General features: G+C 33.7%; 8 protein-coding genes. 6 read left to right on the forward strand and 2 right to left on the reverse strand.

Annotated elements, in window-relative coordinates; translation table 11 throughout:
- Positions 1 to 196: 196 nt before the first annotated feature.
- The 5 genes from J2772_RS01855 to J2772_RS01875 all read left to right on the forward strand — a co-directional run bounded on the left by J2772_RS01855 (position 197) and on the right by J2772_RS01875 (position 5,965).
- Entirely contained in the window at positions 197 to 1,327 is a 1,131-nt protein-coding gene (locus tag J2772_RS01855) for a hypothetical protein (RefSeq protein WP_209912785.1), read from the forward strand.
- A gap of 40 nt (positions 1,328 to 1,367) precedes the next feature.
- A complete protein-coding gene (locus tag J2772_RS01860) occupies positions 1,368 to 1,871 on the forward strand; it encodes a DUF4280 domain-containing protein (RefSeq protein ID WP_209912787.1) in 504 nt (167 codons plus the stop codon).
- A gap of 22 nt (positions 1,872 to 1,893) precedes the next feature.
- Positions 1,894 to 4,527 (forward strand): hypothetical protein, encoded by a 2,634-nt coding sequence (locus J2772_RS01865; protein WP_209912788.1) that lies wholly within the window; start codon positions 1,894 to 1,896, stop codon positions 4,525 to 4,527.
- A gap of 2 nt (positions 4,528 to 4,529) precedes the next feature.
- Positions 4,530 to 5,387, forward strand: coding sequence for a hypothetical protein (locus tag J2772_RS01870; RefSeq protein ID WP_209912790.1), 858 nt, complete (start codon positions 4,530 to 4,532; stop codon positions 5,385 to 5,387).
- Between the two features lie 242 nt (positions 5,388 to 5,629).
- Positions 5,630 to 5,965, forward strand: coding sequence for a hypothetical protein (locus J2772_RS01875; RefSeq protein WP_209912792.1), 336 nt, complete (start codon positions 5,630 to 5,632; stop codon positions 5,963 to 5,965).
- A gap of 51 nt (positions 5,966 to 6,016) precedes the next feature.
- Here J2772_RS01875 and J2772_RS01880 read toward each other — a convergent pair whose 3' ends face one another.
- Together J2772_RS01880 and J2772_RS01885 are read right to left on the reverse strand one after the other, a co-directional pair.
- Positions 6,017 to 6,649, reverse strand: coding sequence for an HAD family hydrolase (locus J2772_RS01880; RefSeq protein ID WP_209912794.1), 633 nt, complete (start codon positions 6,647 to 6,649; stop codon positions 6,017 to 6,019).
- Between the two features lie 170 nt (positions 6,650 to 6,819).
- A complete protein-coding gene (locus J2772_RS01885; protein WP_209912796.1) occupies positions 6,820 to 8,943 on the reverse strand; it encodes a Tex family protein in 2,124 nt (707 codons plus the stop codon).
- Positions 8,944 to 9,390: 447 nt separating this feature from the next.
- Here J2772_RS01885 and cas9 point away from each other — a divergent pair, with 447 nt between their 5' ends.
- Positions 9,391 to 13,572, forward strand: coding sequence for a type II CRISPR RNA-guided endonuclease Cas9 (cas9, locus tag J2772_RS01890; protein ID WP_209912798.1), 4,182 nt, complete (start codon positions 9,391 to 9,393; stop codon positions 13,570 to 13,572).
- The last annotated feature ends 2 nt before the right edge of the window (positions 13,573 to 13,574 follow it).

Below are 13,574 nucleotides of genomic sequence, written 5' to 3' on the forward strand. Positions count from 1 at the left end.
AAGAAGAAAGGTTTAAAATGATTGATAAATAAGGTTGTTTCCAAAATGGAGACAGCTTTTTTTGCTTTATACAGTATTATGTTTTTGTACATATTTTCAAGAATAATATGCAACAAAAAAACAAGCAAATACAAAAAGAGGTATGGTGCGGATTTCTAATTTTAAAAATCTTTTAGAATTAAAAACACACCACATTATGAAAAAAAAAATTTCGGACCCGAAAGATCCGGTTCATAAAACTGATCCTATAGAAAAACAAAATTTTTATATTGTAAAATCAGGAGAAACCCTGAAAAGTATTTCACAGGATCTTATGCTTGAAAATCCCCGATACCTTTACGAATATCATAATCAACATTGCAGTTTTCTGGATATTATTCCTGATAATGGAAGATTAAGGTTGCTGCAAAAACTTTGTATTCCTGGTTGGGAAGAGATTCTGAAGATGAACTTCATGATACAGGAACGTGGAGAGAGCTTATATAAACAATTTCCGAAAGGGAAAATTCCTTTCAATGCAAAAGCTTTTTCCGGTGAGTATAAGATCAGACAAACTGAAAGTGATGATGGGGTGCAGAAAAATGAATATGCTTATTCAATTCACTTTAACTACATAAAAGAAGAGGAAAAAGGATATCATCTTCATTTTTCTATGAGTGATTTCACCAAAGACGGTGAAGAACTGGAGCAGAAGATTAATAGTCTGGCGTCCGCATTTGTGAAAATTATTTATCCGGTAACATTCATTATAGACAGGTCTGGAAAATTGATGGCTGCAGAAACCCATAAACCGATCAGAGATATAATGAATGAAATTGAAGCATTAAAAAAATATCATCAGGGTTCTTATGCATCATTGCATATCAATCAGATGAAAGATAAAATGGCGAATTCAAAGGTCATTTATAGTAGTCTGAAAAAGATATTATCCATACAGTTTCTTTTCAGTTGTTTTTATCAGGCTCACTATAACATGCAAGGTCTTGCATCTCCTTATACAGATGAATTTTCATGGCTGGCTACGGCTTCTCCGGTCAGGATGGAAATCATCAATCAAATTGTAGCAGAAGAGAAATCCGGATATATAGAAGTTGTACAGACGGGAAAATCAGTGGATTACCGTACAGTTGAAGAACTGTATGATCCTGACATGGAATACAATGCATTGGAAAAATATCACGAAAAATTACTTATAGCAAGCCATTCGGCAATATATATGTTGAATGTTGAAGATTTTTCTGTTCATAAACTCAAAGCAGAATTTGATATTCAGATTGCCGATTATGAGAAGTCTATGACTTTTGAATTGGAAAAAATAGCAGGATAATTTAAAAAAAACACGATTGAACCTAATCAACACAAAAATTATGTCAGAAAATTTATCAGCACATGATGGTAAGCATTTTGTCATTCAAAAAGGCAAAGCTTGCTGTAATCAGGGAGATTTGTTCCCTCAGTTTAAGGTGAGCTCTCATCAAAAACATTACTGGAACCATAAAGAAGGTACAGCAGATTATCTTGCCGTAACGGAAGAAGACGTTCAGTTTAATCCTTCCGGGCCAAGCTTCGGAAAATGTAGGTTAAAACCTTCCTCAGGTGGATACTTACCCTGTGCTTATGCTCCAGCCGGGAAATGGCAGAAGACTTATGAAAAAGTAAAGATTATGGGGAAAAGCTGTCTTTCTGAAATCTCTGAGCTCATGTGCAGTACCGGAGGAATAATTACAGTGAAGGAACACGGTCAGACTTCTACGATGAACCGGCAAAACATAACACTGGCTGATTCTCAAAGTTACCATTTTATTAATCCGTTTATGGATTTAAAAGAATCCCGGGAAGAGCTGGAAGAACCGGATCCGATTTACGAATAAAGCATTTCAAAAACTAGCAGACATGGCAAAATTGACTATTTCAGGCAGTACCCAACCTGTTGTTGGAAATACAGAGGCTTATTCACTTTCGGTTTTTGATAACCTGATATCTTCCAATTCCTTTTCTTTCCCACCACCCAGAATAGACTGGAATATTCATGTACAGGACCGTAAAGGATGGCGGATCACTCATGGAAATGAAAAAGAAGGCGAGTATATTACCTATAAATTCACTCATAAAAGTTTACAATATAAAGCTGTAAAGATTGAAGTAACGAGAGGGAAGGACAAAGGTGAGCTGTATATAAAACCCCGGCAGGCCGAGGAACCCCAAATACTCCGTGTAGATTTATTGGACATTAATTCTCAACACCTGCAGAGAGGAAAACTGCTTCATTATACGGATACTTTAATTGCTAAGGCTCATTGTGTAGGGATGTTCGGTTATAAAGTATCTTTTACCTTATGGGAAGACGATGCGGTAGGTAAGGGGCATGACCCGGTGATTAATATGATGAACAGAATCAATCCGGTACCTCTTATAGCAGAAGTGGATCATGAGGGCGTTGCTAAAGTAGTTTTCAGGCTACCCAGCTATACCATGGCAGTACAGATCGCTAATGCTCAGGTAGCAAGGGGGGATAAAAGTGAGGGTAAAGCCCACGAGTATTATGTGACGGCAGAAATGGTTTCCAAACATATTATGAAAGCCAGTCCCAATGTAAATGTAGCTAATCCTACTCATATTCCTGAACCTGTTAAAAAGCCAAAACCAAAAGAAACTCCTGATGGCCACAGGAAGCCTCCGGTTGCTCCTGAAAATAACCGTAGAAAACCTGATAAACCCAAACCCAAAGTGGAAACTCCAAAATTTCCACAAACCCAGGCTGCAAAAAAACAGGCAGATCCTGAAGGAAAAATTTTAGGTGCAGAATTCACAGATAGTACAGGAAATCCCTTGAAAAGTGCTAAAACTGGTGATGCTGTATCGATTAAAATCGTCAGTCAAAGTATGAAAGGCAAAAATGTAGTGGTAAGAATCTGGGAAGAAGATTTGTCAAGGTACAGCAATGATCTTATGTATGAAAAACAAATAACACTGACTTATGATACTAATAACTTTATTAACGGTATCATCCTGACCAAAGATATGTATACCAAAAGCTACGAATGGGGTGAAGGCAATGAACGGGAATATTTTATAGAAGTTGAGCATTTGAATACCTCTGTAACTTCTCAGGTAATCACTCTAAGTGCTGGTGCAGAACGAATAAAGGTAGATGCTAATGATTCTCCTTCAATTATTAAAGAAGCCAAATTACAAACTAAAAATTGTGGAGGTAAATATTGTATTGATAAAAATTCTCCTCCAAGCGAAATTATAAGAGAGATTAATATACGTTTAGGTGGTTTTGGAGGCAATATACCAACAGATAAATTTACAGAAAGATCCGAAAAAATGATTAAACAGTTTCAGAGAGATTATATGAAAGTTCCTGAAACTGGAAAGGTATGTGGAAATGTTCTAAGAGCAATTGATGAGTTTTCAAATAAATATCCAATTCCTTTTAAACGGATTAAATGTAAATGTGGAAAATGCTCTGGTTTTGGAAATGCGAGACATTTTGATCAGGCACAAAAAAATAATATCTCTGAAAAATACAGGAAATATGAATATCCAGGAATACATCGCTCAATCTACTGGGCAACTAAAGCAATCATGCACTATTTTGCAACGTTAGAAAGTGGACTGGGATACAAAATAGGTGATATCTCATCAGGATATAGATGCCAAGAAGATAATGCTATTAATAAGCGTAATACAACTAATCACATGGGGAAAGCATTGGATTTACACGTATATAAAGCAGATAATGATAAACGAGCCAATGGAAAGGATAGGGGTGCGGATGAAGGTAGAAGTCTTTTTTCAAAATATTCAAAAGCTAGAATAAACTGGACTACAAAAAATGAATTTTCATTAGAGCCTGCTAATATTGCTCCTACTTGGATACATGTAGATGTTCGGGAGTTTGAATTAATCTACTTAAAAGATCAATTTTTTGCAAACTCTGCCCAAACAGCAGAAGGAGAGAGTATTATTTCTATTGCAATGAAATTCAACAATAATGTCTGTAGTTGTGGAGGTAATTTTTCATCTGATCATAAAGAACAGAAAATTGAGCATTTAGATAAAGAATTTGATATTGAAGATGCTAAAGAAGCATTAAAATATATCCATGACAATTTTGGACGAGAAAGAGCCATTGTTATTGAGAAGATGTACCGTCTGGAAACATCACATTTTACCTCTTTACAATATAAAGAAACCGGTACACCCGGAATGGAAGCCCATGGGGAGTCTCCTTATTATGGATGGGATTCCAAGTTTTGGGAAAGTAATCCAGAATATATTCCAATGGGATTAACTGGAATTAAAGAAGGAAAAGGAATTGGTTACAATAAACAGGATACAAAAAATAATAAACAGTTTATTATTTTTCCGTCAGTAAAAGCGGGTATGTTATATTTAAATGCCTACATAGACCGTTACAACGGAAATTATGCCAGATGGTATAGCACTTCTGAGGTAGGACAGAAAAAATATATAGAGACACTAAAAGGAATAAGACCACAAATTGTAAATAATTTTTAAAAATGAAAAATTGCCTATTATTTTTATACATAATAGTCCTAAGCTTATTAAGTATATCATGTAAGAAAAGTGAAACATTATTGACTTCATCGAAGAATAAGAATATTGAAGCACATGATATTTTGGTTAGTAAGCAGGATGATAATGCTTTATTAAATTTTGTTACATCTACATCTTTTGATTTCAAAGGATATTCTTTAGAAAATATTAGGGCATACATAGATAATATAACAAATAATATTGCTCAGATAAAGATATACATTGAAAACTCTGGAGGTACAGGAACATTAGGGTGGATGAAAGTTGATTTTTTCAGTGATAAGGTTTATGATATTACTATCGACCCGGAAAACCCTAAAGAATTAAAATTCAATAAAGAAAAATATATAATTTTTAAGAATGAAATTCTTGGTTATGAAAGCCCAGATATGGTTATAAATGATACCACGAAATCTCATAAACTTCCTATTGAGTGGTCTTCAGAAAACAATTTATTATCTGTTAAATTATCAGATACGTTTTTCAATTTAAAAATTGATAACCCGAACAATGATTATTTTGTTACCTATTTACCTAAAACAGAAATTTTTATACCTATCATCTTATCAAGTTGTGATGCATCTGGATATTGTGAGGAATATTTAATTATAATAAAAGATAATAAGGAATATTCGAAATTAAAAATTTATTATAATACAGCAGCTGATGGGAATCTGAATAGTTATGAAACAAGAGTTTATAAAATTAGCGAAGACTTTTTTGTTGATTTGAAAACTGAAAAATATGTTAAAGATAAACTCATTTCTGAAAAAAGACAAAAGTATAAAATTAATACTGAGGGGAAAATAATCCTACAATAAAGCAAGGTAAATAGATCCTTTTATTTATATTCTTATGGTATTAATTAAACCATGAAACAAGTTATATTAAACATTTCCTGTCTTTTGGGAGTATTGTTGATTTCCTGCTCTGGTGATGGAAATCATAAACAGAAAAAGATAAAGAAGAAAATAATGATATCACAAAATTAGGTGATGAGTTAGAAGGAGAGGATGAACTTATTTCTGGTGAGTTATTTAAACACTGGAAAGGCTTATATATTATGGGAAATAATGATGTAATTGATGGTTGGGGGAGAGAATCTATTTCTTATACAGAGTTGAATATGATAAAACCTGATAGTTGTATATTTAAAAGTTGGTTGGCAGATAATAAAGGTAAAAGGTATAATAAGGATGATAACAATCAAGAATACATTGGAGGAATTTTTGCTACAACCAATAAAGATTCTATAGAGTTTTTTACAAAAAGAATAGTAGAAGGAGGGAGTGAGAACCTATCACTTCTATTAACATTGATTAAACGAAAGAATGAATACTTTATATCTAGTTTTCTTACCTCTCCGCCTCATAACGGGATTATTGAAATGCCACTATAAAAGATCCGATAAAAACAAATCCGGCTTACAAAACTGTAAACCGGATTTTATTTAAATATACTTTTTTAAATCAGAGAATACTGAAATCTGGGCTTCATGCTGATGGGACAGCTTTCCAAAGCCATATTCACAGAAGATAAACGGTAAATTGTTGGAAGACGCAGAATCATAATCGGTCTGTGTGTCTCCAATGTATACAGAATCTTCGATGGATAAACCATTTCTTTCCATAAGGAGCTGTATGTTTTCTGCTTTAGATTTTTGAGTCCGCCCATGAGATTCAAAATCTACAAAGAGAGTACGGAACTGATAATATTCTAAAAATGCTTCAATATATCCGTCCTGACAGTTGCTTACGATAAAAAGATTGTGAGTATTGGCAAGGCTTTTCAATGTTTCTTCAACTCCGGGATAAAGAATACCTCCTTGTATACCCAATACCTCCTTTTCCCTGGCTACAACCTCTGAAAGAAGCTCCTGAATCTGTTGGTCCGAAACTCCGGGAAGCATATCCTTCAGAATATCATGAGCTAATAAACCCATATATTGGTTCATATCGTCAGGTTTCAGTTCTTGTTGTATCAATTGATGCTTATTTAAAACATCATTCCATATTTTGATGATCGTTGCTCTGGAATCCCATAAGGTTCCATCCAGATCGAAAATTAAATTTTTATATTTCAAAGTGTCTCTTGTTTTAAATGAATAGCTCTTTACTCTGATGGTATCATTCTGAATACAGACTGAAGGTCTTACGAATATAGTTCAGATGTGAAGCGAATAATCTAAGTCATAAATGAGATTCCTCCTTCGTCGGAATGACAGTGATGTAGAATTATATATAGTTGATATACTTATAAAATCATACTCAACTGTACTCTTTTCCTAGCCTCATCCACTTCCGTTACTTTTACCCTCACATGCTGATGCAGTTTCACCACTTCATTCACATCCGATACAAATCCATCCTTCAGCTGAGAAATGTGAACCAGCCCGCTTTCTTTGATCCCAAGATCTACAAAACATCCAAAAGCAGTAATGTTATTGACAATTCCCGGTAGAATCATGCCTGCTTTCAGGTCTTTGATACTTTTTACATTAGGATCGAATTCAAATACCTTGGCTGCTTTTCTCGGATCCAGACCTGGTTTTTCAAGTTCTTTTAAGATATCTTTTATTCCCAGAATTCCGATGTCTCCGGTAATATAATTTTCAGCCTTTACCAAGGCGATTTTCTCCTTGTTAGCGATTAGTTCATCAGTTTTAATACCCAGATCCTTCGCCATTTTTTCTACAATACCATAGGCTTCAGGATGCACAGCAGAATTATCCAGTGGATTTTTTGAATTGGCAATTCTTACAAATGCTGCTGCCTGCTGAAAAGCTTTTTCTCCAAGTCTTGGAACCTTTTTAAGTTGCTTTCTGTCTTCAAATGCACCGTTTTCGGCTCTGTAATTCACAATATTTTCAGCCATTTTCTCTCCGATTCCGGAAACGTAGCTTAATAAAGATTTACTGGCTGTATTTAAATTGATTCCTACGGAGTTTACACACTTCATCACCGTAGAATCCAGTTCATTTTTCAATTGAGTCTGGTCCACATCATGCTGATATTGCCCAACACCAATGGATTTTGGATCAATTTTTACCAGTTCAGCCAACGGATCAGAAAGTCTTCTTCCGATAGACACTGCGCCACGAACTGTTACATCATAAGAGGGAAACTCATCTCTTGCAATTTTGCTGGCAGAATACACTGAGGCACCTGCTTCCGAAACCACAAAAACCTGTAAAGGCTTATCAAAAGCAATCTTCTTAATAAAAAATTCAGTTTCACGGCTTGCTGTTCCGTTTCCGATAGAAATCGCTTCAATATGGTAAGCATTCACCATAGAACGGATCTTTTTCATAGCCATTCCTGATTCATTCTGGGGAGCGTGAGGGTAGAGGGTCTCATTATGAAGCAGATCTCCCTTCTCATCAAGGCAAACCACCTTGCAACCACTTCTGTAACCAGGATCAATGGCCAGAATTCTTTTCTCTCCCAATGGCGGTGCTAAAAGTAATTGACCTAAATTTTCAGAGAAAATCTCGATCGCTTTTTTATCAGCCTTTTCTTTGGCTTCCTGTAGGGCTTCATTGGAAATAGCAGGCTCCAAAAGTCTTTTATAACTGTCTTTGATCGCTAAAGCAATCTGTTCTGAACTTTCATTATTAGACTTGATGATCGCTTTTTCAATAAAATCGATGGCTTCTTCCTTATCAATCCCCACATTGGTTTTCACAAAACCTTCCGCTTCTGCTCTCAGCATAGCCAAAAGTCTGTGAGAAGGTGTTCTGCTGAGGTTTTCTTCCCATTCGAAATATTGTGAGAATTTTTGAGCATCTTCTTCCTCTTTTTTAGCCTTCACCACTTTAGAAGTAACAACAGCCTTACGTTGGAACAAACGACGCAGATTCTTGCGGACATACATATTTTCATTGATCCATTCCGCCATGATATCTCTGGCTCCCTGAAGTGCATCTTCCTCAGAAGGGACCTCATTATTCAGATATTTTGAAGCTAACAACCGAACATCATCGTTCCTTTGGCTCATAATGATCTTGGCTAAGGGTTCCAGTCCTTTTTCCTTTGCCGCATCTGCTTTGGTCTTTTTGCGTTTTTTAAAAGGCAGGTATAAATCCTCCAGCTCCTGAAGATCAAAGCTTTCTTCAATTCTTTGTTTCAGCTCAGGACTTAAAGCCCCTTGTTCTTCTATGGATTTTAAAATAGATTCCTTTCTTTTTACAATTTCATCAAACTGCTTGCTGATCTTGGCGATCTGTTCAATCTGGGTTTCATCCAGATTTCCGGTTTTATCTTTCCTGTAACGGGAAATAAAAGGAATGGTACAGTCTTCTGCTAATAATTGTAAAGTATTGTTGATGCTCTTTTCAGAAATATTGAGCTGTTTCTGTATAAATTCTACGGTCGTCATTGTTCTGTTTTCGGAAAGCTAAAATAACGTTTTAAAACGAAAAAAGGCGAGTTGCCCCGCCTTGAATGTTTTCACAACGGAATAATCCTTATTGTGAATTGCTTTCAAAATTATTACTGCAAATATAGAAGAATTATTTTTATGAATTATTATGGGAAACCGTATTTTAAACACAAAAGGTAGTTTTAAATTTATAGAATAAAACAAGGACTTCAAACTGAAATCCTTGTAAAATTTATAAAGCAATTCACAACACTCTACAAATATTAAATAAATTAAATTATTTAATAATCAAGAGTTGTGATGAAATAAGTATCAATACTTGGGGTATTGATAAATTGGGGTTGGAATCCAAAACTAGTTCTTCGTCAAGAAAAATCTTATTTCTGTAACAAAGATATAAAAATAAATTATATTTGTAGAGTGAAACATTAAATTTATAATAATATGAAAATACTTGGACTAGATTTGGGCATTTCATCAATTGGCTGGGCTTATGTTCAGGAAGATTCTAAGAATTCTGAAAACAATAAAATTATCAAATTAGGAGTTCGGGTAAATCCGTTAACTGTTGATGAACAGTTGAATTTTGAAAAGGGAAAACCAATTACCACCAATGCGGGAAGAACTTTAGCCAGAAGTGCGAGAAGAAACCTTCAAAGGTTTAAGTTAAGAAGATCCAATCTTATGGATGTTTTAAAGAAAAATAATATTCTCAAAGAAACAGACCTGCTTGCGGAAGTTGGAAAAAACTCAACCTTTCAAACTCAGGAATTAAGGGCAAAGTCAGCAAAAGAAAAAATAGAACTTTCAGAGTTTGCCAGAGTTTTACTTTTAATCAATAAAAAAAGAGGATATAAAAGCAGCCGTAAAGCTAAAAACGATGAGGATGGGCAGATTGTAGACGGAATGGCTGTTGCCAAAAAATTGTTTGAAAAGAATTTAACACCCGGAGAATATTCATATCAACTTTTACAACAGGGCAAAAAACAACTGCCTGATTTTTACCGTTCAGATTTACAGGCAGAATTTGATACGATTTGGAATTTTCAGAAACAATTTAATCCTGAAATTTTCACCCATGAACTTTATGAAAAACTTCAAGGTAAGAATAGAAATGCAACCTGGAAAGAATTAGAAATTCCATTTTCTCTTGTAGGCATCAAGCAAACCGGAACGATGCAGGAGAAGAAAGTTGAAAAATACTTTTGGAGAAGCGAAGCGGTGAAAAAACAATTGGATTTTGAAAGTCTGGCTGTTGTATTTCAGGAGATCAATAGCAACCTGAATAATTCCAGTGGTTATTTGGGAGCAATCAGCGATCGAAGTAAGGAACTGTATTTTCATAATCAAACTGTTGGGGAATATTTATTTGAGCAGTTGAAAGAAAATCCGCATACAAAGCTTAAAAATCAGGTTTTCTACAGACAGGATTATTTGGATGAATTTGAGAAGATATGGGAAATTCAATCGAAGTATTATAAAGAACTAACGAAGGAGTTAAAGGAAGAAATTCGGGATATTGTTATTTTCTATCAAAGGAAGCTCAAATCACAGAAAGGTTTAATCAGTATTTGTGAGTTTGAAAACAGAGAAATTAAAGTGACAGAAAACGGAAAGGTGAAAAATAAAACAGTTGGTTTAAAAGTAGCACCAAAGTCTTCTCCTTTATTTCAGGAATTTAAAATCTGGCAGGTTCTGAATAATTTACAGTTTCAAAATGTAAATACAAAAGAAGTTTTCCCAATAGATTTAGACTTTAAACAATCCATTTTTAATGAGGTGAATATCAAAGGAAAACTTTCTGCAAAGGATGTTTTAGATCTTGTCGGTTATTCAGGAAAAGAATGGAAAACTAATTTCAAAGAGATTGAAGGAAATTATACCAATGAAAATTTATATACCGCTTTTCTGAAGATTATTGCTAGTGAAGGAATAGAGTTCCCAAAAGAATTTAAATTAACCATTGATGACGAAATTAAAGTTTCTAAAATAAATGTTTCAGCGGAAATCATAAAATTATTTGTTATAGAAAAGCTGTCAGCATTGGGAATTGATACTTCTATTCTGAACTTCAATCCTGAATTGGAAGGACGTGATTTTGAAATGCAGTCTTCTTATCAATTGTGGCATTTGTTGTATTCTTATGAAGGTGATGACTCTCCCTCCGGAAATGAAAAACTGTATGAATTATTGGAAAAGAAATTCGGGTTCAAAAAAGAACATTCCAAAATAGTAGCGGAAATTGGTTTCCCTCAGGATTATGGAAGTTTGAGTTCTAAGGCGATGCGAAATATTTATTCATATATTAAAGAACATAAATACAGTATAGCTTGTAACTATGCAGGTTACAATCATTCTAAAAATTCATTGACCAAAGAACAATTGGAGAATCGAATTTTGAAACAGCAATTGGAGGTTCTTCCAAAAAATTCTTTACGAAATCCCGTGGTTGAAAAGATTTTGAATCAAATGATCAATCTTGTGAATGAAATTTCTAAAGAATACGGAAGACCTGATGAAATAAGAATAGAGCTTGCACGAGAACTTAAATTTAATGCAGAAGAACGCGCCACGATGACTTCTGAAATTAACAAAGCCACAATACAGCATCAGAAATATACGGAGGTTTTGCAACGAGAGTTTGGTATAAAAGTACCATCAAGAAATGATATAATCCGTTACAAATTATACTTAGAATTGGCAAATAATGGCTTTAAAGATGTATACACAAATGTGAAAATTGAAAGAGAAAATTTATTCACAGACAAATATGATATTGACCACATCATTCCACAATCCCGATTTTTTGATGATAGTTTTTCCAATAAAGTTTTAGTTCCAAGAAGTGCTAATCTTAAAAAAGGAAATTTTACGGCATTCGATTATCTTGAGATTGAAGGAAAGGAAAAATTAGAGAAATTCCTCAATATCATAAAGGACCTGTATGACAAAGGAGCAATTACAAAAGCAAAATATGAAAAACTACAGAAAAAAGGCTTTGAGATAGGAGACGGTTTTATTGAAAGAGATTTGCGAAATACACAATATATTGCAAAAAAAGCCAAAGATATACTTTTAGAAATTACAAACTATGTAATCCCAACTTCGGGAAGGATTACGGATAAACTTCGTGAGGATTGGAATCTTATAAACACAATGAAGGAGCTTAATTTGGAAAAATACAGAAAATTAGGTCTTACAGAAACGGTTATCAATTCAAAAGGAGAGGAAAAGCAGAGAATTATAGACTGGACAAAAAGGAACGACCATCGTCACCACGCAATGGATGCTTTAACGGTTGCTTTTACAACACATAATCATATTCAGTATTTGAATTACTTAAATGCGAGAAAAAATGAAGCACATAAAGAGCATAAAATAATTATAAATATTGAAAATTATATTACAGAAGTAGTCGAAAAGAAAAACGGTTCAAAGGAAAGACGATTTAAAGAGCCTGTTAAAAATCTTAGAGCAGAGGCCAGAAAACATTTGGATGAAATATTAATTTCTCATAAGGCTAAAAATAAAGTAGTTACCAAAAACATCAATAAAATTAAGAAAAAAGGTAGCGTAATTGCAAAAACAGAACTGACTCCAAGAGGACAACTGCATAAAGAAACTATTTACGGAAGTTCAAAATTTCTTAAAACAAAAGAAGAAAAGATATCGGGAAAATTCGATGTAGAAACTATTCAGAAAGTTCAGAATGAAAGATACAGAAATGCTCTGTTGAAAAGATTACAGGAGTTTGGCGGAGATTCTAAAAAAGCATTTACAGGAAAAAATGTCATTTCTAAAAATCCAATATTTCTTAATAATGAAAAAACGGAACAATTACCTGAAATTGTAACTTTAGCTTGGTATGAAATGGGTTATACCATCAGAAAAGCTGTTAATCCAGATAATTTTAAAGATTTCAAGAATATTGAAAAGGCTATTGATAAAGGAATTCGTGACATTTTAACTAAAAGACTGAAAGAATTTAACGGAAATTCTAAAGAAGCCTTTTCTGATTTGGATAAGAATCCTATCTGGCTCAATAAATCAAAAGGTATTTCAATAAAAACTGTTACCATTACAGGAATTAATAATGCAGAAGCTCTACATCATAAGAAAGACCATTTGGGAAAAGATATTTTAGATGAAAACGGTAAAAAAATAGCCGTTGATTTTGTGAGTACAGGAAATAATCATCACGTTGCAATTTATGAAGATGAAAATGGCAATCTACAGGAGAAAGTGGTGAGCTTTTATGAAGCCGTAGAAAGAGTAAATCAAAATTTACCTATTATTGATAAAGAATACAATTCTGAATCAGGCTGGAAATTCTTATTTACAATGAAACAGAATGAAATGTTTTTATTTCCTTCAGAGGATTTTGATCCAAAAGAGAATGATTTATTTGATGAAAATAATCTAAGTTTGATTTCGAAACACCTTTTCAGAGTGCAGAAGTTTACAATTAAAGACTATTTCTTTAGACATCATTTAGAAACAAATGTTGAAGATAATTCCTCATTAAAAGGAATTACCTGGAAAAGAGAAAGTTTAAATGGGATTAGAAATATTTTGAAAGTAAGATTGAATCATCTTGGAAAAATAGTTCAAGTCGGAGAATATTAAAT

This window comes from Chryseobacterium jejuense (assembly GCF_017877355.1).
In the GTDB taxonomy this organism is placed as follows: Bacteria; Bacteroidota; Bacteroidia; order Flavobacteriales; family Weeksellaceae; genus Chryseobacterium; species Chryseobacterium jejuense_A.

Bases quoted from the DNA above. Each gene is read 5' to 3' on its own strand.
- J2772_RS01865 (WP_209912788.1), top strand. From the start codon at position 1,894: ATGGCAAAATTGACTATTTCAGGCAGTACCCAACCTGTTGTTGGAAAT.
- J2772_RS01885 (WP_209912796.1), bottom strand. From the start codon at position 8,943: ATGACGACCGTAGAATTTATACAGAAACAGCTCAATATTTCTGAAAAG.
- J2772_RS01875 (WP_209912792.1), top strand. From the start codon at position 5,630: ATGGGAAATAATGATGTAATTGATGGTTGGGGGAGAGAATCTATTTCT.
- J2772_RS01855 (WP_209912785.1), top strand. From the start codon at position 197: ATGAAAAAAAAAATTTCGGACCCGAAAGATCCGGTTCATAAAACTGAT.
- cas9 (WP_209912798.1), top strand. From the start codon at position 9,391: ATGAAAATACTTGGACTAGATTTGGGCATTTCATCAATTGGCTGGGCT.
- J2772_RS01870 (WP_209912790.1), top strand. From the start codon at position 4,530: ATGAAAAATTGCCTATTATTTTTATACATAATAGTCCTAAGCTTATTA.
- J2772_RS01860 (WP_209912787.1), top strand. From the start codon at position 1,368: ATGTCAGAAAATTTATCAGCACATGATGGTAAGCATTTTGTCATTCAA.